This window comes from Oerskovia jenensis, from assembly GCF_016907235.1.
In the GTDB taxonomy this organism is placed as follows: domain Bacteria; phylum Actinomycetota; class Actinomycetes; order Actinomycetales; family Cellulomonadaceae; genus Oerskovia; species Oerskovia jenensis.
The window spans coordinates 3,934,647-3,954,807 of record NZ_JAFBBO010000001.1 but is presented as its reverse complement, the minus strand read 5'-3'; the positions used below and the strand labels follow the sequence as shown (position 1 = coordinate 3,954,807).

The 20,161-nt window shown below is 71.4% G+C and carries 16 protein-coding genes; 4 read left to right on the top strand and 12 right to left on the bottom strand.

Annotation, left to right across the window (positions count from 1 at the left end; genetic code table 11):
• Nucleotides 1-224: 224 nt before the first annotated feature.
• The 4 genes from ilvC to JOD49_RS17620 all read right to left on the bottom strand — a co-directional run bounded on the left by ilvC (nucleotide 225) and on the right by JOD49_RS17620 (nucleotide 6,096).
• Nucleotides 225-1,253 carry a ketol-acid reductoisomerase gene (gene ilvC / locus JOD49_RS17635; RefSeq protein WP_191797418.1) on the bottom strand — a complete coding sequence of 343 codons (1,029 nt, stop codon included), beginning with the start codon at nucleotides 1,251-1,253 and terminating at the stop codon, nucleotides 225-227.
• A 90-nt stretch (nucleotides 1,254-1,343) separates the two neighbouring features.
• Nucleotides 1,344-1,868 carry an acetolactate synthase small subunit gene (gene ilvN / locus JOD49_RS17630; protein WP_205308325.1) on the bottom strand — a complete coding sequence of 175 codons (525 nt, stop codon included), beginning with the start codon at nucleotides 1,866-1,868 and terminating at the stop codon, nucleotides 1,344-1,346.
• A gap of 20 nt (nucleotides 1,869-1,888) precedes the next feature.
• On the bottom strand, nucleotides 1,889-3,808 hold the full coding sequence (locus tag JOD49_RS17625) for an acetolactate synthase large subunit (RefSeq protein ID WP_205308324.1): 1,920 nt from the start codon (nucleotides 3,806-3,808) through the stop codon (nucleotides 1,889-1,891).
• A gap of 461 nt (nucleotides 3,809-4,269) precedes the next feature.
• The gene (locus tag JOD49_RS17620; protein WP_307822699.1) at nucleotides 4,270-6,096 is read right to left on the bottom strand and encodes an alpha-glucosidase; all 1,827 of its coding nucleotides are present in this window, start codon (nucleotides 6,094-6,096) and stop codon (nucleotides 4,270-4,272) included.
• Nucleotides 6,097-6,241: 145 nt separating this feature from the next.
• Here JOD49_RS17620 and JOD49_RS17615 point away from each other — a divergent pair, with 145 nt between their 5' ends.
• Nucleotides 6,242-6,706: a GatB/YqeY domain-containing protein gene (locus JOD49_RS17615; protein ID WP_205308322.1), complete on the top strand. Its 465-nt coding sequence runs from the start codon at nucleotides 6,242-6,244 to the stop codon at nucleotides 6,704-6,706.
• A 90-nt stretch (nucleotides 6,707-6,796) separates the two neighbouring features.
• On the opposite strand, the gene JOD49_RS17610 is transcribed toward JOD49_RS17615, so the two are convergent.
• Nucleotides 6,797-7,459 (bottom strand): 4a-hydroxytetrahydrobiopterin dehydratase, encoded by a 663-nt coding sequence (locus JOD49_RS17610; protein WP_205308321.1) that lies wholly within the window; start codon nucleotides 7,457-7,459, stop codon nucleotides 6,797-6,799.
• Nucleotides 7,460-7,627: 168 nt separating this feature from the next.
• Complete coding sequence (ilvD, locus tag JOD49_RS17605; protein ID WP_205308320.1) at nucleotides 7,628-9,328, bottom strand: dihydroxy-acid dehydratase; 1,701 nt, start codon at nucleotides 9,326-9,328, stop codon at nucleotides 7,628-7,630.
• Nucleotides 9,329-9,408: 80 nt separating this feature from the next.
• On the opposite strand from ilvD (JOD49_RS17605), the gene JOD49_RS17600 reads away from it, so the two are divergent.
• Nucleotides 9,409-10,005 (top strand): hypothetical protein, encoded by a 597-nt coding sequence (locus JOD49_RS17600; RefSeq protein WP_205308319.1) that lies wholly within the window; start codon nucleotides 9,409-9,411, stop codon nucleotides 10,003-10,005.
• A gap of 129 nt (nucleotides 10,006-10,134) precedes the next feature.
• On the opposite strand, the gene ilvD (JOD49_RS17595) is transcribed toward JOD49_RS17600, so the two are convergent.
• Nucleotides 10,135-11,997, bottom strand: a complete 1,863-nt coding sequence (gene ilvD, locus JOD49_RS17595) for a dihydroxy-acid dehydratase (RefSeq protein WP_205308318.1) — start codon at nucleotides 11,995-11,997, stop codon at nucleotides 10,135-10,137.
• A gap of 399 nt (nucleotides 11,998-12,396) precedes the next feature.
• Between ilvD (JOD49_RS17595) and JOD49_RS17590 the strand changes: the two genes are divergently transcribed.
• Complete coding sequence (locus tag JOD49_RS17590; RefSeq protein ID WP_239525251.1) at nucleotides 12,397-12,999, top strand: DoxX family protein; 603 nt, start codon at nucleotides 12,397-12,399, stop codon at nucleotides 12,997-12,999.
• A 74-nt stretch (nucleotides 13,000-13,073) separates the two neighbouring features.
• Here JOD49_RS17590 and JOD49_RS17585 read toward each other — a convergent pair whose 3' ends face one another.
• Nucleotides 13,074-14,636: a peptide MFS transporter gene (locus JOD49_RS17585; protein WP_205308317.1), complete on the bottom strand. Its 1,563-nt coding sequence runs from the start codon at nucleotides 14,634-14,636 to the stop codon at nucleotides 13,074-13,076.
• Nucleotides 14,637-14,733: 97 nt separating this feature from the next.
• On the opposite strand from JOD49_RS17585, the gene JOD49_RS17580 reads away from it, so the two are divergent.
• Nucleotides 14,734-16,122 (top strand): cryptochrome/photolyase family protein, encoded by a 1,389-nt coding sequence (locus tag JOD49_RS17580; RefSeq protein WP_205308316.1) that lies wholly within the window; start codon nucleotides 14,734-14,736, stop codon nucleotides 16,120-16,122.
• Nucleotides 16,123-16,191: 69 nt separating this feature from the next.
• On the opposite strand, the gene JOD49_RS17575 is transcribed toward JOD49_RS17580, so the two are convergent.
• The 4 genes from JOD49_RS17575 to gatC are packed head-to-tail and all read right to left on the bottom strand — an operon-like array spanning nucleotide 16,192 to nucleotide 20,115.
• On the bottom strand, nucleotides 16,192-16,764 hold the full coding sequence (locus JOD49_RS17575; RefSeq protein ID WP_307822614.1) for a GNAT family N-acetyltransferase: 573 nt from the start codon (nucleotides 16,762-16,764) through the stop codon (nucleotides 16,192-16,194).
• A gap of 32 nt (nucleotides 16,765-16,796) precedes the next feature.
• Entirely contained in the window at nucleotides 16,797-18,305 is a 1,509-nt protein-coding gene (gatB, locus tag JOD49_RS17570; protein WP_205308315.1) for an Asp-tRNA(Asn)/Glu-tRNA(Gln) amidotransferase subunit GatB, read from the bottom strand.
• On the bottom strand, nucleotides 18,302-19,819 hold the full coding sequence (gatA, locus tag JOD49_RS17565; RefSeq protein WP_205308314.1) for an Asp-tRNA(Asn)/Glu-tRNA(Gln) amidotransferase subunit GatA: 1,518 nt from the start codon (nucleotides 19,817-19,819) through the stop codon (nucleotides 18,302-18,304). The genes gatB and gatA overlap by 4 nt, the downstream gene beginning before the upstream one ends.
• Entirely contained in the window at nucleotides 19,819-20,115 is a 297-nt protein-coding gene (gatC, locus tag JOD49_RS17560) for an Asp-tRNA(Asn)/Glu-tRNA(Gln) amidotransferase subunit GatC (RefSeq protein WP_030152198.1), read from the bottom strand. Before gatC ends, gatA begins: the two co-directional genes overlap by 1 nt.
• Nucleotides 20,116-20,161: the final 46 nt, after the last annotated feature.

Here is a 20,161-nt window from a genome sequence, read left to right as displayed (position 1 = left end):
CAGGCGGGACCGTCACCCTCGGCCGCAGCGTCCACCCGGATGCGAGCACCCGGGAGGCTCCGCCGTCGGGCAGCGGAGCAGCTCGCGAGCGAGCCGGACGCACAGAAGAGGGTGACCCGTCCTGCGCGATCGTGGTCCGGTCCGGCGGGAGGCCGCCAGGCCGGAGGGAAGATCGCGCAGGACGGGTCACCCTCCTCAGAAGGTTCGCCGCAGCGAAGCGAGGGTCAGCGACCGACCGAGCCCTCGGTGTAGTCGTCGTCGCCCGACTTGGCCCACGCGAACATGCCGCGCAGCTCGCGGCCCGTGGCCTCGATCGGGTGCGCCTCGCCCTTGGCGCGGAGCTCCTTGAACTCGGGGGCGCCCGCGTCCTGGTCGTCGATGAAGCGCTTCGCGAACGCGCCGTTCTGGATGTCCCCGAGGACGGCCTTCATGTTCTCCTTGACCCGCGGGTCGATGACACGGGGGCCCGAGACGTAGTCGCCGTACTCGGCGGTGTCGGACACCGACCAGCGCTGCTTGGCGATGCCGCCCTCCCACATGAGGTCCACGATGAGCTTGAGCTCGTGCAGGACCTCGAAGTAGGCGATCTCCGGCTGGTAGCCGGCCTCGGTGAGCGTCTCGAAGCCGTACTGGACGAGCTGCGACACGCCACCGCACAGGACGGCCTGCTCGCCGAACAGGTCGGTCTCGGTCTCCTCGGTGAACGTCGTCTTGATGACGCCGGCGCGCGTGCCGCCGATCGCCTTCGCGTACGAGAGCGCGATGTCCCACGCGTGGCCCGACGCGTCCTTCTCGACGGCGATGATGTCGGGGATGCCGCGGCCCGCGACGAACTCGCGACGCACGGTGTGGCCCGGCGCCTTGGGGGCGACGAGGATGACGTCGACACCCTCGGGGGCCTCGATGTAGCCGAAGCGGATGTTGAAGCCGTGCGCGAACGCGAGCGTCTTGCCGGCGGCGAGGTTCGGCTTGATCTCGTCGTTGTAGATCGAGCGCTGGTGCTGGTCCGGCGCGAGGATCATGATGAGGTCGGCCCACTGGGCGGCCTCGGCGACGGTCTTGACCTCGAAGCCCTCGTCGGTCGCCTTGGCGATCGACTTGGAGCCTTCCTTGAGGGCGATGACGACCTGGACGCCAGAGTCGCGGAGGTTCTGCGCGTGCGCGTGCCCCTGGCTGCCGTACCCGACGACCGCGACCTTCTTCTGCTGGATGATCGAGAGGTCGGCGTCGTCGTCGTAGAAGAGCTCTGCCACGGTGTTACTCCTTGGGTTCTTGTGGTGATGGCGAACACGATAGTTCGACGGCGGTGGGCGACGTGGGGGCGTCCACCGCCGGTGGACGGGTCAGGCCGACCGGTGGGCGCGGTCGAGCGCCCGGTCGGTGATGGAGCGGGCGCCACGGCCGACGGCCACGGTGCCGGACTTGACGATCTCACGGACCCCGTAGGGCTCGAGCGCGCCGAGGAGGGCGCTCAGCTTCTCGGGGGTGCCCGTGGCCTCGATCGTGACGGCGTCGGGGACGACGTCGACGACCTTGGCACGGAACAGCTCGACGACCTCGAGGACCCCCGTGCGGTTCGTGCCGTCGGCCCGGACCTTGACGAGCAGGAGCTCGCGCTGGACCGAGGACGCCTGGTCGAGCTCGACGATCTTGATCACGTTGACGAGCTTGTTGAGCTGCTTGGTGACCTGCTCGAGCGGGTTCTGGTCGACGTCGACGACCACGGTGATGCGCGAGATCTCCTCGTGCTCCGTGGGTCCCACGGCGAGCGAGTGGATGTTGAACGCGCGGCGGGCGAACAGGCCCGCGACGCGCGTGAGCACACCGGGCTTGTTCTCCACGAGCACGGAGAGGGTGTGACGGGACATGGTTGCGGCTCTCCCCGGTCTCAGTCTTCGCGGTCCCACGCGGGCGAGATGCCGCGTGCGTACTGGATGTTGTCGTTGCTCACGCCCGAGGCGACCATGGGCCAGACCATGGCGTCGCGCGAGACGTTGAAGTCGACGACGACGGGTCGGTCGTCGATCTCCATGGCGCGCTTGATCGCGGCGTCGACCTCGCTCCTGGACTCGACCCGGATGCCCTCGCAGCCGTAGGCGTCGGCGAGCTTCACGAAGTCGGGCACCCGCTGCGTCCCGCGGCCGGTGTACAGGTCGGTGTTGGAGTAGCGGGACTCGTAGAACAGGGTCTGCCACTGGCGGACCATGCCGAGCGAGGAGTTGTTGATCAGCGCGACCTTGATGGGGATCTCGTTGATCGTGCAGGTCGCGAGCTCCTGGTTGGTCATCTGGAAGCAGCCGTCGCCGTCGATCGCCCAGACGGTCTTGTCGGGCTGCCCGACCTTGGCTCCCATCGCGGCGGGGATCGAGTAGCCCATGGTGCCCAGGCCGCCCGAGTTGAGCCACGTCCTGGGGTGCTCGTAGCGGATGAACTGAGCGGCCCACATCTGGTGCTGGCCGACGCCCGCGACGTAGATCGAGTCGGGACCGGAGATCTCGCCCAGGCGCTGGATGACGTGCTGGGGGGCGAGGTGCCCGTCCTCGGGCTCGGAGTAGCCGAGGGGGTAGGTCTCGCGCCAGTCGTCGATCTGGCGCCACCAGGCACCGAGGTCCGGTTGCCCCTTGGCCGCGTGCTCGCGCTCGAGCTCGGGCAGCAGGTCGGAGATGACCTCGCGCAGGTCGCCCACGATGGGGACGTCCACGTCACGGTTCTTGCCGATCTCGGCGGGGTCGATGTCGGCGTGCACGATCGTGGCGTGCGGGGCGAAGCTCGACAGGACGCCCGTGACGCGGTCGTCGAAGCGCGCGCCGAGGGCCACGATGAGGTCGGCCTTCTGGAGCGCGGCGACCGCGGGGACCGTGCCGTGCATGCCGGGCATGCCGAGGTTCTGCGGGTGCGAGTCGGGCAGTGCGCCGCGGGCCATGAGCGTGGTCACGACGGGGGCGCCCGACAGGTCGACGAGCTTGCGCAGCTCGGCCGAGGCGTTGGCACGGATCGCGCCGCCGCCCACGTACAGCACGGGACGGCGCGCGGACGCCAGCAGGCGGGCAGCCTCACGGATCTGCTTGGAGTGCGGCTTGGTCACCGGGTGGTACCCGGGAAGCTGCAGCTCCTGGGGCCAGGAGAACGTGGTGCGCGCCTGCATCGCGGACTTCGCGATGTCGACGAGGACCGGCCCGGGGCGCCCGGTCTGGGCGATGTGGAAGGCCTCGGCGATGACGCGCGGGATCTCGTCGGGGTCGGTGACGAGGAAGTTGTGCTTGGTGATCGGCAGGGTGATGCCGACGATGTCCGCCTCCTGGAAGGCGTCGGTCCCGATCAGGGACGCGCCGACCTGGCCCGTGATGGCCACGAGCGGGATCGAGTCCATGTTGGCGTCGGCGATGGGCGTGACGAGGTTCGTCGCGCCGGGGCCCGACGTCGCCATGGTCACGCCGACGCGGCCCGTCGCGTGGGCGTAGCCCGAGGCCGCGTGGCCGCCGCCCTGCTCGTGGCGCACGAGGATGTGGCGGAGCTTCTTGGAGTCCATGAGCGGGTCGTACGTCGGCAGGATCGCGCCGCCGGGGATGCCGAAGACGACGTCCACACCGGCTTCCTCGAGCGAGCGGACGATCGACTGCGCACCCGTCACCTCCTCGGGCCCGACGGCGAGGCTCGCCGTGCGCTCACCCGTGACCGAGGCGCGTGCTCGGCTCTCGGGGCGGGCGGCGAGGCTCGCGGGGGACGGGGCTGGCTTCGGTGCCACGGCCTCGCCGGCGGGCGCGGGGGCGCTCGGCGTCGGCGGGGCCGGGTGGGGACCCTGGACCATCGGTATCTCCTGTTTCTCGGTGGCGACTGGCTGCCACCGGCTGGATCGAGCTCACCGTGGTGGTGCTGGTACTTCTGGTGCTCTCCGTGCTGTTCTGCCGCGGGGTGGTGCGGTCCGGTGACCGGCTCCGGAGCGGGGTGTGCCCGGAGGGGGTGGTCATGACGGTCGTGGTCGTGACATGAAAAAACCCCTCGTACCCGGTGAGGGCTCTTCGAGGGGTGAGCGCGCTGACGAGACCTGGTTGCTTGGCCTCAGCCGGCGCGCTCAGGAAGTACTACGAGAAGGATCGTCTGCACGTTGTGCACACTACGCCCTCGATCGGGCGATGTCATGCGTCGAGCCGGACGTCTCAGGGAATGGGACGTCCGGCCCGACGGCGGTGGTCCGGCCAGGAGCACGGGGCCCGCCGGGCGCCACGCGCCGCGAGCGGAGAGGCGGTTCACGAGCGGTTCACGAGCGGCTCACGAGCGGCGCAGCACGAGACCTTCCCAGGGGCGCAGCACGGAGGACCGGGCGCTCGCGAGGCCACCTCGCGGGCCCGCTGCGTCGTCGTGCGTCGAGATCAGCAGCTCGGCGTCCTCCCAGCCGGCCAGGACCTCCGGAGGGACCTCCTGCTCGGCGCCGCCGACGTTGACCAGGACGAGCAGCTCGTCGCGCGACGCCGTGCTCGCGGCGGACGCGACGCCGTCGGGCCCCTCGACCGGGTACGGCAGGTCGAGCGCACGCGTGAACGCGTACACGGCCTCGTGCTCGGGCAGGAGCAGGTGGAAGTCCCCCAGGGCCACGACAGGGACGTCGTGCCGCAACGCGATCAGACGACGGTAGAAGTGGAAGACCGACCCGAGGTCCGCTCGCTCAGCCTCTGCGTTGAACCAGGCGTGGTTCGGGTTGACCGCGAGCCACGGCGTGCCCGTCGTGAAGCCCGCGTGCTCCGACTCGTCCCACTGCACGGGTGTGCGGGCGTTGTCACGGCTCATGGCACGCAGCGCCGCGAGCATCTGCTCCTCGGTCGCGACGCCCGCGTCCACCAGCTCGTGGAAGTGCCCCAAGGACTCGATGTCCTGGTACTGGTCGATCGACGTGAAGCCCGCGTTCGTCATCCCGAGCTCCTCGCCCTGGTAGACGTACGGCGTCCCGCGGTGCAGGTGCAGCAGCAGAGCCAGGGCCTTGGCCGAGGCGACGCGGTGCACCCCGTCGTCGCCGAACCGCGACACGATGCGCGGCTGGTCGTGGTTGTTCCAGTAGAGCGAGTTCCAGCCGCGCTCCGCGAGTCCCGCCTGCCAGCGCCCGAACGTCGCCTTGAGGTCCGTCAGGCGCAGGGGCTTGACGTCCCACTTGCTCTCGCCGTGGTCGATCCCCACGTGCTCGAACTGGAACACCATGTCGACCTCGTGGCGCTCGGGATCCGTGAAGAGCACGCCGTCCTCGATCGTGACGCCCGGGGTCTCCCCCACGGTCAGGAGCTTCTCGGGCCGCCCGGCGAAGACCTCGCGGTGCATCTCCTGGAGGAACTCGTGCACGCGCGGACCGCTCGTGTAGAACGGGCTGCCGTCTCCGTACGCGCCGTAGCGGACCTCGCCGTCGGGCAGGGCAGGGACCTTGCTGATGAGGTTGATGACGTCCATGCGGAATCCGTCGACGCCACGGTCGAGCCACCACGTCATCATGTCGTGCACGGCCCGGCGCACGTCCGGGTTCTCCCAGTTCAGGTCCGGCTGCTTGCGCGAGAACAGGTGGAGGAAGTACTCGCCCGTCGCCTGGTCGTACTCCCAGGCCGACCCGCCGAAGAACGAGCGCCAGTTGGTGGGCTCGGCGCCGGGGGTACCGGGCTCCATGCCCTCGCGGGCCGGGCGCCACCAGTACCAGTCGCGCTTGTCGTCGGTGCGCGAGGAGCGCGACGCGCGGAACCACGCGTGCTCGTCGGAGGAATGGTTGACGACGAGGTCCATGACCACCCGCAGGCCGCGGTCGTGGGACGCGGCCAGCAGCCGGTCGAGGTCCTCGAGCGTCCCGAACATCGGGTCGACGTCCTGGTAGTCGCTGATGTCGTAGCCGTTGTCGTCCTGCGGCGAGCGGTACACGGGCGAGAGCCACACGACGTCGACGCCGAGCGCCACGAGGTGGTCCAGGCGCCGCTCGATGCCCCGCAGGTCACCGATCCCGTCGCCGTCCGAGTCCTGGAAGGACCGCGGATAGATCTGGTAGACCACCGCGTTCGTCCACCAGGGCGGCTCACCGGCCGACCAGCCTCCCGCGCGGCGGGGTGCGGGGCTGGAGGCGGGGGGCACGGCACGTGCGGTCTCGTCGCTCACGAGATCGAGACTCTCACCACCCCTGGGGCGGCGCCCGCCAGGACCCGGGTGACACGCCGCCCGGCCCGCGCCGGGCGCAATGCGGTAGGACCTGAGCTGCCGGACCAGGCACCATGGACCCATGACCACCACGATCGAGCGCCTGACCTCCGACCTCACCACCGCCATGAAGGCCCGCGACGAGTTCGCGAAGAACACCCTGCGTCAGATCATCGGCGCCGTCCGCACCGCGGAGAAGTCCGGCTCGACCGCGCACGAGCTGACCGACGCCGAGGTGCAGACCGTCCTGGCCGCCGAGGTCAAGAAGCGTCGCGAGAGCGCGCAGATCTACACCGACGCGGGTGCCCCCGAGCGCGCCGACAACGAGACCCGCGAGGCCGACTTCATCGAGAAGTACCTGCCTGCGAGCCTCACGGCCGAGGAGCTGGACGCGCTCGTGGCCTCCGCGATCGTCTCGACCGGCGCGTCGTCCATGAAGGACATGGGCACGGTCATGAAGACGGCCACGGCTGCGGCCGCGGGCATCGGCCGCGTCGACGGCAAGGCGCTCTCGCAGGCCGTCCGCCAGGCGCTCGGGGCGCTCTGACCCACGCCCGCAGCGGTGTCAGAACGAGCGAGGCCCCGGGGTCACGCTCGTTCTGACAGGCCGCGCGCCGCGCTCGGTCGTGCACCGGGCTCAGTCGCGCGCCTGCCACGTGCAGACGCACGCCTCGTTGCCCTCGACGTCAGCGAGGACCCAGAAGGCGGGCGCGCGGGAGTCCGAGACCAGGTGGCCTCCTGCTGCGATCGCGGCGGTCACGCGCGCCTCGGCCAGGTCGTGCGGGACGGAGACGTCGAGGTGGATGCGGTTGCGCTGAGGGCGCGGCGCGTCCATCTGCTGGAACCAGACGGACGGTCCGTACCCTGCGGGGTCCGTGAGCCCCAGCCCCTCGTCCTCGGGCGGCGCTTCGGCGTAGCCGAGCACCGCGCGCCAGAAGGGCCGCACGGCAGGCCGGTCCAGGGCGTCGATCGCGATCTCGACCTCGACCAGCCCGTCCGTCTCGGCCGGGTGCTCGAGCTCCTTGGCCACGAGGGAGATCCGGCGGGCCAGGGTCACGTCGCGCCGGCTCAGCCCGCCCACGTCGTGCGAGGACACCCGGACGGTGACGGTCGCGTAGCGCAGGTCGACGTCGGGGTGGTGGTTCATGCCCTCGGCCAGCTCGCCGATCGCGTCGATCAGCTCGACCCCGGCGGTGAACGAACCCGTCCGGAAGCGGGTCTGCGCGGTGCCCAGCACGACGCGCCAGTCCTCCACCCCGTCGCTGTCGTGGAACTGTCGGGCGGTGATCGCGTCGCTCATGGCTGCTGCTCCGGTGCGGTTCGGCGCGGACGGTGGGCGTTCCTCGTCCACTATCCCGCAGCCCGGACCGGGTCGCCAGCACTCGCGACCGCAGGTGCCGAGCACGGGGTTGCGGTCGTTCCGCCCGTCGGAGCGACCCCGACCCCGTGCTCGACCGCGCGCAGACCCCTACTCGAGGATCGCACCGCGCGATGCCGACTGGACGAGCTTGGCGTACTTGGCGAGGACTCCCCGGGTGAAGGTCGGCGCCAGAGGCGCCCACCCTTCCTTGCGAGCCTCGAGCTCGTCCTCGTCGACCAGCAGGTCCAGCGTCTTGTGCGCGACGTCGAGACGGATGCGGTCGCCGTCGCGCACGAACGCGATGGGCCCCGCGTCGACGGCCTCGGGCGCCACGTGCCCCACGCACAGCCCGGTCGTCCCGCCCGAGAAGCGGCCGTCGGTCAGGAGCAACACGGTCTTGCCGAGGCCCGCGCCCTTGATGGCTCCCGTGATCGCGAGCATCTCGCGCATGCCCGGCCCGCCCTTGGGCCCCTCGTACCGGATGACGACGACGTCGCCGTCCGTGATGGTCCCGTCCTCGAGCGCGTCGAGGGCCGCGCGCTCGCGCTCGAACACGCGGGCCGTGCCCTCGAACACGTCGGAGTCGAAGCCCGCGGACTTCACGACCGCCCCCTCGGGCGCGAGCGAGCCGCCGAGGATCGTGATGCCACCCGTGCGGTGGATGGGGTTGTCGAGGGCGCGCAGGATCTTGCCGTCAGGGTCCGGGGGGTCGATCTCCGCAAGGTTCTCGGCGACCGTCCGGCCCGTGACCGTGAGCGCGTCGCCGTGGATCAGCCCCGCGTCGAGCAGAGCCTTCATCACCACGGGCACGCCGCCGATGCGGTCGACGTCGTTCATGACGTACCGGCCGAACGGCTTGAGGTCGCCCAGGTGCGGGACCTTCGCGGCCACGCGGTCGAAGTCGGCCAGCGTCAGCTCGACCTCTGCCTCGTGCGCGATCGCGAGCAGGTGGAGCACCGCGTTGGTCGAGCCGCCGAACGCCATGACGACCGCGATCGCGTTCTCGAACGCCTCCTTGGTCATGATGTCGCGCGCCGTGATGCCGCGGCGCAGCAGCTCGACCACGGCCTCGCCCGAGCGGTGCGCGAAGTTGTCGCGGCGACGGTCGGCCGAGGGCGGTGCGGCCGAGCCGGGGAGCGACATGCCCATCGCCTCGGCGACCGACGCCATGGTGTTCGCGGTGTACATGCCGCCGCACGCGCCCTCGCCCGGACAGATCGCGCGCTCGATCCGGTCGAGGTCCTCCCGGCTCATGAGCCCGCGCGAGCACGCGCCCACGGCCTCGAACGCGTCGATGAGCGTGACGTCCTTCTCGGTGCCGTCGGAGAGCTTGACCCAGCCGGGCATGATCGAGCCCGCGTAGAGGAAGACGCTCGCGAGGTCGAGGCGCGCGGCGGCCATGAGCATGCCGGGCAGCGACTTGTCGCACCCGGCGAGCAGCACGGACCCGTCGAGCCGCTCGGCCTGCATGACGGTCTCGACCGAGTCCGCGATGACGTCGCGCGACACGAGCGAGAAGTGCATGCCCTCGTGCCCCATCGAGATGCCGTCGGACACGGAGATGGTGCCGAACTGCAGCGGATACCCGCCGCCGGCGTGCACGCCCTCCTTGGCTCCCTGCGCGAGCCGGTCGAGCGAGAGGTTGCACGGCGTGATCTCGTTCCACGAGCTCGCGATGCCGATCTGGGGCTTGACCCAGTCCTCGTCTCCCATGCCGACGGCGCGGAGCATGCCGCGCGAGGCCGTGGCCTCGATGCCGTCGGTCACGGTGCGGGAACGGGGCTTGATGTCGATGTCGTCGCTGGCCATACCCGAGTATCGCGCCGCACCGCGCGGCAGGCCACAAGACACCCGGAGTGGCGCCGCAGCACGTGTGGCAGGATGCCCGCGTGACTGCAACGACGCCGCACCGCGCTCGCGCCGACGCCCGCGCTCGCCGCCCCCGTCCGTGGGCCGTCCTCGGGCTGCTCCCCCTCACGCTCGCCCTGGTCGCGTGCTCCGGGGACGCGTCACCCGACACCGGCTCGACGGACGGCGCCGGAGGTGGCACGGAGCGCTCGACCCCCTCGGCCACCGCCCCGGACGCCGCTGCCGAGCCCCCCTCCCCCGGTCCCGCGGCCCCGCCCGTCCCGCAGGGAGCCGAGTCGCCGCAGGATGCCTTCCGCGCATGGCTCGCAGCGAGCCGCGCACCTGACGTGGAGAGGGCCTGCGGGTATCTCGCGCCGGCGCTCGTCGACCGGATGGTCGCGGAGATGACGTCGCAGGGGTGGCCCGGCATCACCGACTGCGCGTCGATGATCACGACCACGGCTGCGCTCTACGCCGCGGCCGGTGACGTCGCGGAGGTCGAGCTCACGGTGCGCGAGGAACGCTCCGACGCGACCGTCCTCGCGGTCGCCTACGCGGGAGGCGACTGCGGCACAGCAGTCATGGTCCCGGCAGGGTCCACGTGGGTCGTCACGGAGCAGTCCGAGGAGCAGTGCTGACCCGCCCGACCCAGCCCGCCACCACCTGTCGCCGGCCCGCCACCGCCCGTCGCCAGCCCGGACCAGCCGGTACGACGACGGGCCCGCACCCACCAGGGATGCGGGCCCGTCGTCCGAGGGGCGGCCGGGTCAGCGGCGCTTGAGCAGCGACACGTCACGCACCGCGCCGCGGTCCGCGGACGTCGCCATGGCGGCGTACGCCTGGAGCGCCGGGGACACGTAGCGGTCGCGGTCCAGCGGCTGCCACGGGTTCTCCGAAGCCTCCATCTTGGCGCGGCGCTCGGCGAGGACCTCGTCGGAGACGTTGAGGCGGATGAGGCGCGTGTCGACGTCGATCTCGATCTCGTCGCCGTCCTCGACCAGGCCGATCACGCCACCGGCCGCGGCCTCGGGCGACACGTGACCCACCGAGATGCCGCTCGAACCGCCCGAGAAGCGGCCGTCGGTGATGAGCGCGGTGACCTTGCCCAGACCCCGTCCCTTGATGAAGGACGTCGGGTACAGCATCTCCTGCATGCCCGGCCCGCCTGCGGGGCCCTCGTAGCGCACGACGACGACGTGGCCGGGCTCGACCTGCTTGGTGAGGATCTTCTCGACGGCCTCGTCCTGCGACTCGCAGACCAGCGCCTTGCCGACGAAGTGGAACACGTCGGGGTCGACGCCCGCGGTCTTGAAGACCGCCCCGTCCTCGGCGAGGTTCCCGCGCAGCACGGCCAGGCCACCCTCGACCGTGTAGGCGTTCGCGAGGTCGCGGATGCACCCGTTCTCGGCGTCGGTGTCGAGGGTCTCCCACCGGTTGGACGTGGAGAACGCCTGCGTGGTGCGCACCCCGCCGGGGGCCGCGTGGAACAGCTCGACGGCCCGTTCGGTGGCCTGGCCACCACGGATGTCCCAGTCGTCGAGCCAGGCGCGCAGCGTCGGGGTGTGCACCGAGGTCACGTCGTGGTCCAGGAGCCCGGCACGGTCGAGCTCGCCGAGCAGCGCGGGGATGCCGCCCGCACGGTGGACGTCCTCCATGTGGAAGTTCGGGTGGTTGGGCGCGACCTTGGACAGGCACGGGACCTGACGACTGATGCGCTCGATGTCGGTCAGGTCGAAGTCGATCTCGCCCTCCTGCGCGGCGGCCAGGACGTGCAGGACCGTGTTGGTCGAGCCCCCCATCGCGACGTCGAGCGTCATGGCGTTGGCGAACGCGGCCTTGGTCGCGATGTTGCGCGGTGCGGCCGAGTCGTCCTCCTCGTCGTAGTACCGGCGGGCGAGGTCGACGATGGTGCGGCCGGCCTCGAGGAACAGCTCTCGGCGCGCCGAGTGCGTCGCGAGCGTCGAGCCGTTGCCGGGCAGCGACAGGCCCAGGGCCTCGGTGAGGCAGTTCATCGAGTTCGCGGTGAACATGCCCGAGCACGAGCCGCACGTGGGGCACGCGTTCTCCTCGACCTCGGCGAGGGCCGCGTCGCTCACGTTGTCGTCCGCGGCGTAGTTGATCGCGTTGACGAGGTTGAGGGGAGTCTTGGCGACGCCGTTCGCGACGACGGCCTTGCCGGCCTCCATGGGGCCGCCCGAGACGAAGATGACGGGGATGTTGAGGCGCAGCGCGGCGTTGAGCATGCCGGGCGTGATCTTGTCGCAGTTGGAGATGCACACGAGTGCGTCCGCGCAGTGCGCGTTGACCATGTACTCGACCGAGTCGGCGATGAGGTCGCGGCTGGGCAGCGAGTAGAGCATGCCCGCATGGCCCATCGCGATGCCGTCGTCGACCGCGATGGTGTTGAACTCCTTGGAGACGCCGCCGGCCTCGCGGATCGCGGAGGCGACGAGGTCGCCCATGTCCTTGAGGTGGACGTGGCCGGGTACGAACTGCGTGTACGAGTTCGCGATCGCGATGATCGGCTTGCCGAAGTCCTCGGAGCCCATGCCGGTGGCGCGCCAGAGCGCGCGGGCACCGGACATGTTGCGGCCGTGGGTGGACGTCCGAGAGCGCAGGGGGCGACTCATGGCGGTTCAGCTCCTTCACGTGGTGCTGCGGCCTGGGAGGTGACCGCCCGGACACAGTACGCCCGCCGCGCGAGCGGGACGTCGGAAGTCCGGCTCGTGGTCCGGCAGGGAGGCAGCGCTCCCATGCGACCGGCATGTGCGATCCCCCTACGTAGCACCACCCATACGGGAAAACCCGTCAATCTGCTCAAAAGGTTGCAGCAAACTTCACCCCGGTGGGAGGTTGTCAGGGCTGCCCCGGCCGTGCTGAGACGTGCAGACGTGTCCGTCGCACGACGAATCCCCCTCGGGCACGAGGGGGCCACGGCCCCTCGCAGGCAGACCACGTTCCAGACCCCGGCGGCACCGGCGCCCCGCGCCTCCACCGGACGACCCATCATCGATCAGGGAGACCAGACCATGAGCCAGGCCACCGCTGCACCGAACAGGAACTCTCGCTCCACCCCGACCGACACCGCTGCGGGCACGGGCCCCGCCGAGGGCGCCCCGACCGACCCCTCGCTGCGCGAGCGCGTCGTGACGAGCGCCGGGGCGCGCGGCGCCCTCGCGGTCCTGCGCATCGCGATCTCGTTCGTCTTCCTGTGGCCCGTGCTCGACAAGACGCTGGGTCTGGGCTACGCGACGCCGTCCGAGCGCGCGTGGCTCAACGGCGGCTCACCGACCACGGGCTACCTGTCGTCGCTCGAGGGGCCGCTCTCCGGACCGTTCGTCGAGATGGCGGGCCCGGCGACCGACTGGCTCTTCATGCTCGGCATGGGCCTGACCGGCCTCGCGCTGCTGCTGGGTGTGGGGACGCGCGTCGCCGCGGTCTCGGGCACGCTCCTCATGGCTCTGCTGTGGCTCACGACGTGGCCCCTGGCCGCGGGCTCGAACAACCCGGTCGTCGAGGACCACGTCGTGACGGCGCTCGTCGTGATCGTCGTGGCCGCGACCCGCGCGGGCGAGACGTTCGGGCTGGGCGGGGTCGCGGCGCGCGTGGGCGTGCCGGCCTGGATGCGCTGAGCCCCTCCCGCACGACGGCGCCGCGCGCCCGGGTGCGCGGCGCCGTCGGGCACGGGCGTCACGCCGCGCGACCGTCAGGCGAGGGCCGCCGCCTCCTCCTGCTCGTCCGCGTGGCGGATGTGGCGCGTGACCCACGGGGCGATCGCGAAGAGGATCAGCGCGAACGCCATGGTGATGCCACCGACAGCGCCGAAGTACGCGGTGTCCGAGGCCCCCTCGGTGACCTGCACGATCTGGGCCGTGATCGCCTGCCCCGCGGCCGGCGCGAGGAACCACAGCGCCATGGCCTGGCTCCGGAACGCCCGGGGCGCGAGCAGCGTCGTCGCGGCCAGTCCCACGGGAGACAGGCACAGCTCACCGAGCGTCTGGATGACGTAGACCGTGACGAGCACCCAGGCGGGTGCCTTCTGGTCCGCGAAGATCGCCGAGGCGCCCGCGAGCCACACGAACGACAGGGCCGCCAGGGTCAGGCCCATGGCGAACTTCACGGCCGTCGGCGGGCGGTCCTTGGTCTTGACCCAGATCCACGCGAACACGGGTGCCAGGATCACGATCGAGAACGGGTTCACGGACTGGAAGAAGGCCGGCTCGATCGGGATCCCGAAGAACGAGAGCTCGGTACGGTTCTTCGCGAAGCTCGAGAGCGTCGTGGCCGCCTGCTCGAAGATCATGAAGAACAGCATCGCGGCGACGAACAGCGGGATGTAGGCCGTGAGCCGCGAGCGCTCGGGCGCGCTGACCTTGGGCGAGCGGAACATCACGATGAAGTAGGCGATGGGGGCCGCGAACGCGACGTAGGACAGCGTGTCGATGAAGGTCGAGATCCCGAACGACCCCGAGACCGCCCACGCGACGAGCGTCGCGACCACGAGCCCCGCGAGGATGACGAGCCCGATCCGGACGAGCTTCGGGTACTCGTCGGAGCTGATCGGGTTCGGCACCGAGTCGCCCGCGCCGCCGAGGTACTTGCGCCCCGCGACGAAGAAGACCAGGGCGATGGCCATGCCGACCGCGGCGACCGCGAAGCCCGCGTGGTAGCCCCACTGCCGGTTGACGAACCCGACGATGATCGGGGAGACCAGCGAGCCCAGGTTGATGCCCATGTAGAAGATCGAGAAGGCCGAGTCACGCCGCGGGTCGTTGCGCGCGTACAGCTCGCCGACCATCGAGGACACGTTGGGCTTGAGCAGGCCCGTGCCCAGGGCGACGAGCGCGATGCCGAGCATCGAGAAGCCGGCCCCCGGGATCGTCAGCGCGACGTGCCCCGCCGCGATGACGATGCCGCCGTAGAGCACCGAGCGTCGCGAGCCGATGACGCGGTCCGCGAGCCAGCCGCCGACGACCGAGAGCAGGTACACGCCCGTGCCGTAGATCGAGACCAGCGCGAGGCCCGTGACCTCGTCGAGGGCCAGGCCACCGTTCGCGATGGTGTCCGTCAGGTAGAACAGCAGGATGGCGCGCATCCCGTAGTAGCTGAACCGTTCCCACAGCTCGGTCGTGAAGAGCGTCATGAGCCCGATCGGGTGCCCGAAGAACGCGTGGTCGCGTGGGACCCTGCCTGCCACGGGGGCCGTCTGGGCCTCGAGCCGGGGATCCGGGAGGTCGGGCTGGACGGGCCTCTCGTCGTTACCGCTCATGGATCGATGCTGCCACCGGCGGTGGCCACCGGCGAGCGCTGGGCGCGCGACGAGACGCATCTGCGCAGGCCCGTGAGACACGGGCTAGCGTGGGCGGATGTCCTCCCCCGCACCGACCGTCCTGTGGTTCCGTCGCGACCTGCGCCTGGCCGACAACCCCGCTCTCGGCGAGGCCGTGGGCGAGGCGCGCGCGCAGGGGAGCGACGTCGTCGGGCTGTACGTCCTGGACCCCGCGCTGTGGGCGACCGCAGGGCCCGTGCGGCAGGCGTACCTGGCCCGCAGCCTGCGTGCGCTCGACGCCTCGACGGGCGGTCGGCTCGTGGTGCGCCACGGCGACCCGCGCGAGGTGGTGCCCGCGGTCTGCGCCGAGGTCGGCGCGCGGAGCGTCCACGTCGCCGCGAGCTACGAGCCGTACGGTCGCCGCCGGGACGACGCGGTCGAGGCGGCGCTCGCCGCCCAGGGGGTCCGGCTGTGTCGCACGGGCTCGCCGTACGCGGTCGCGCCCGGGCGCGTCGTGACCCGGGGCGGGACGCCGTTCCAGGTCTTCACGCCGTTCCGCACCGCCTGGCTCGAGCACGGGTGGCGCGCCCCCGCTCCCCTGCCCGACGACGTCGCGTGGGCCGCGCTCGCATCCGACGGTCTCCCGGACGCGCCCGAACCGGGGGCGCGGCTGCCCGAGGCGGGCGAGGCCGCGGCCCTCGACCGCTGGCACGCGTTCCTTGCCGACGGCCTCGCGGACTACCCGACGGACCGCGACCGCCCGGACCTCGCCGGGACCTCGTACCTGTCCCCCGCGCTCAAGTGGGGAGAGATCCACCCGCGCACGCTGCTCGCGGACCTCGCGTCGGCGGCGCGCTCGGGTGCGGTGCCCGAGGAGGCCGCCGCGTCGTACCGCTCCGAGCTCGCGTGGCGCGAGTTCCACGCCGACGTCCTGTTCCACCACCCCGGGGCCGCGAAGCGGTCGCTGCGCGCGGTGGTCCCCGAGGACGCGTGGGCGACGGGGCCCGACGAGGACGCGCTGCTCGACGCGTGGCGCGCGGGCCGCACGGGCTACCCCGTGGTCGACGCCGGGATGCGCCAGCTCCTCGGGACGGGCTGGATGCACAACCGCGTGCGCATGATCGTCGCGTCGTTCCTCGTCAAGGACCTGCACGTGCGCTGGCAGCGCGGGGCCGAGCACTTCATGGCGCACCTCGTCGACGGCGACGTGTCGCAGAACCAGCTCAACTGGCAGTGGGTCGCGGGCACCGGGCGCGACGCCGCGCCCTACTTCCGGATCTTCAACCCCGTGACGCAAGGGCAGAAGTTCGACCCCGAGGGTGCGTACGTGCGCGAGTGGGTGCCCGAGCTGCGCGGCATCGCGGGCAAGGCCGTGCACGAGCCCTGGAAGCTGGCCGGTGCCGCGCCGGAGTACCCCGGGCGGGTCGTCGACCACGCGGTCGAGCGCAAGGTGTCGCTCGAGGACTTCGAGCGCGGCCGGAGGTGATCCCCCGGACGTGTCAGAACGAGCGTGACCCGGAGGTCACGCTCGTTCTGACAGACGGTGGAAGACGGCTCAGAGCCCTGCGCGGAACTCGTCCTCGAGGATGCTCATGACGACCGCGTCCGCCCAGCCGTCGCCGTCCCGGAACGCGTCCCGGAGACGGCCCTCCTCACGGAAACCCAACGACTCGTAGAGCATGCGTGCCCGCGGGTTGATGCTGAGCACGTCGAGGCTCACCCGGTGCAGGTGCGGCCCCTCGGGGTGGTCGAACGCGAAGCGCAGCACCTCGAAGATCGCCTCGCGCCCATAGCCGCGCCCACGGTAGTTCGTGAGCAGGACCAGGCGCAGGTTGGCCGAGAGCGCGTGCTCGTCGATGTCGTTGAGGACGATCTCGCCGATCATCTCGTCGCTCACGAGCTGACCGTCCCGCTGGGCCGCCGAGGTGATGGCCCAGTCGTAGCGGCCCTCGCGGTCGCTGATCGTCGCGGCCCACTCGTCGATCTGCTCGCGCGTGAACTCCGCCGTCGTCCCCGTGAGCCGGTTCGACTCCGGGTCCTGGACGGACTCCCACATGCGTTCGGCGTCGCGAGCCTCGATGGGCCGCAGCCGCATCATCTCACCGACGAGCTCCGGTCCGCGCGTCACGCGACCACCTCCGTCGTCCTCCGGGGCACGGATCAGCCGATCCGCTCGATGACCAGCTCGCGGACGCGACCGGCGTCGGCCTGCCCCTTGGTGGCCTTCATGACCGCACCGATGATCGCACCGATCGGCCCCAGGTTGCCCGAGCGCACCTTCTCGACGATGTCGGGCTGCGCCGCGAGGGCTGCGTCGATCGCGGTGAGGAGCGCGCCGTCGTCCGACACGACCTCGAGCCCCCGCGCGACCACGACGGCCTCCGGGTCCCCCTCGCCCGCGAGGACGCCTTCGAGGACCTGGCGAGCCAGCTTGTCGTTGATCCGCCCCGAGTCCACGAGGGCCTGGAGCTGAGCGATCTGCGTCGGCGTGACCGCGATCTCCGCGAGCTCGGTCTCGCTCGTCTTGGCGTAGCGGGCGAGCTCGCCCATCCACCACTTGCGCGCGGCCGCGGGGCTCGCACCGGCCGCGACCGTCGACTCGATGAGGCCGAGCGCACCCGCGTTGACGACGTCGCGCATCTCGGCGTCGGCGTAGCCCCACTCGCCCTGCAGGCGGTTGCGGCGGGCCACGGGAAGCTCGGGCAGCGTCGCGCGGATCTGCTCGACCCAGTCACGGCTCGGCGCGACGGGCACCAGGTCCGGCTCCGGGAAGTAGCGGTAGTCCTCGGCGTCGGACTTCACGCGACCGGCCGTCGTGATCGAGGTGTCCTCGTGCCAGTGGCGCGTCTCCTGGATGACCGTGCCGCCCTCGTCGAGGACCGCGGCCTGGCGCGAGACCTCGTAGCGGACCGCGCGCTCGATCGACCGGAACGAGTTCACGTTCTTGGTCTCGGTGCGCGTGCCGAGCGGCGACTCGGGGGTCGCGCGCAGCGACAGGTTCACGTCCGCGCGGACGTTGCCGCGCTCCATGCGCGCCTCGGACACGTCGAGCGCACGGAAGATGTCGCGCAGGGTCTGGACGTATGCGCGAGCGACCTCCGGGGCGCGCTCGCCCGCGCCCGTGATGGGCCGCGTGACGATCTCCACGAGCGGGATGCCCGCACGGTTGTAGTCCACGAGCGAGTACTCGGCACCGTGGATGCGACCGGTCGCACCACCCACGTGGGTGTTCTTGCCCGCGTCCTCCTCCATGTGCGCGCGCTCGATGTCGACGCGGAAGATCGTGCCGTCCTCGAGCTCGACGTCCAGGTAGCCGTCGAACGCGATGGGCTCGTCGTACTGCGACGTCTGGAAGTTCTTGGGCACGTCCGGGTAGAAGTAGTTCTTCCGGGCGAAGCGGCACGACTCGGCGATCTGGCAGTTGAGCGCGAGCCCGATCTTGATCGCGTACTCGACGGCCTTGCCGTTGACCACGGGCAGGGCGCCGGGCAGGCCGAGGCTCACCGGGGTCACCTGCGAGTTGGGCTCGCCGCCGAACTCGACCTCGGCCGCGCAGAACATCTTGGTCCTCGTGCCGAGCTCGACGTGCACCTCGATGCCGATGACCGGGTCGTAGCGGCGGACGGCCTCGTCGTAGTCGACCAGGTCCACGGTTGCGTGTGCGCTCATCGCGCGACCTCCAGCTCCGGGGCCTTGGCCAGCAGCGGCCCGCCCCACGTGTTCTCCAGGGCGGCCTCGAGGGCGGCACCCACGCGGTACAGACGGTCGTCGGCCTTGGCCGGCGCGAGGATCTGGAAGCCGACGGGCAGGCCGTCGTCCGAGAGTCCGTTCGGCAGCGACATGCCCGGGACGCCCGCGAGGTTCGCGGGGATCGTCGCGACGTCGTTGAGGTACATCGCGAGCGGGTCGTCGAGCTTCTCGCCGAACTTGAAGGCCGTGGTGGGGGCCGTCGGGGAGACCAGGACGTCCGCCTGGGCGAACGCCGCGTCGAAGTCGCGCTGGATGAGCGTGCGGACCTTCTGCGCGCTGCCGTAGTAGGCGTCGTAGTAGCCCGCCGACAGGGCGTACGTGCCGAGGATGATGCGGCGCTTGACCTCGTCGCCGAAGCCCTGGCCGCGGGTCGCGGACATGACGCGCTCTGCGGTGATCGGGCCGTCCTCGGGCTCGACGCGCAGGCCGAAGCGCATGCCGTCGAACTTGGCGAGGTTGCTCGACGCCTCGCTCGGCATGATCAGGTAGTAGGCGCCGAGCGCGTACTTGAAGTGCGGGCACGAGACCTCGATGATCTCGGCACCGAGCGAGCGCAGCAGGTCGAGCGACTCCGCGAAGCGCGCGCTCACGCCCTCCTGGTAGCCCTCGCCCGAGAGCTCGGAGACGACGCCGACGCGCAGGCCGCGCAGGTCGCCGATCGCACCCTGGCGGGCCGCGTCGACGAGCAGCGGGAGGTCCTCGTTGATCGAGGTCGAGTCGCGGGGGTCGTGGCCGCCGATGAGCTCGTGCAGGAGCGCCGAGTCGAGGACGGTGCGCGTGACGGGGCCCGCCTGGTCGAGCGAGGACGCCATGGCGATGAGGCCGTAGCGGGACACGCCGCCGTAGGTGGGCTTGACGCCGACCGTGCCGGTCACGGCGCCGGGCTGACGGATCGAGCCGCCCGTGTCGGTGCCGATCGCGAGGGGGGCCTCGTACGCGGCGACGGCCGCGGCCGAGCCACCGCCCGAGCCGCCGGGGATGCGGTCGAGGTCCCACGGGTTGTGGGTGTTCCCGTACGCGGAGTGCTCGGTCGAGGAGCCCATCGCGAACTCGTCCATGTTGGTCTTGCCGAGGATCGGCAGGCCCGCGGCGCGGATGCGCTCGACGATCGTCGCGTCGTACGGGGGGATCCAGTCCTCGAGGATCTTGGAGCCGGCCGTCGTCGGGAGGCCCTTGGTGACGACGACGTCCTTGACCGCGATCGGCACGCCCGCGAGGGGGTGCAGGTCCTCGCCCGCGGCGCGGCGCGCGTCGACGTCACGAGCGGTCGCGAGGGCGTCCTCGGTGCTCACGTGAAGGAACGCGTGGACCGCGGGGTCGACGTCGCCGATGCGGTCGAGGTGCGCCTGCGTCGCCTCGACGCTGCTCACCTCGCCCGAGACCAGGTGCGCGGCGAGGTCCGCGGCGCTCAGCCGCGTCAGGTCGTTGCTCATCATTCCTCCCCGAGGATCTGCGGGACGCTGAAGCGTCCGTCTTCGCTGGCCGGTGCTGCGGCGAGGACGTCCTCGACGGGCAGGGGCGGCACGGGGACGTCGTCACGGAAGACGTTGGTCAGCGGCAGCGGGTGGCTCGTGGCGGGGACGTCGGGAGTGGCGACCTCGCTCACCTGGGCGATCGCATCGACGATGACGTCGAGCTCGCCGGCGAGGCGGTCGAGCTCCTCGGGCCGGAGGTCGATGCGGGCCAGCACGGCGACGCGCGCGACCTCATCACGGGAGATGGTGGACATGCCCGCCAGTCTAGTGCCCGACGACGGCGCTCACCGGGGTGTCCCG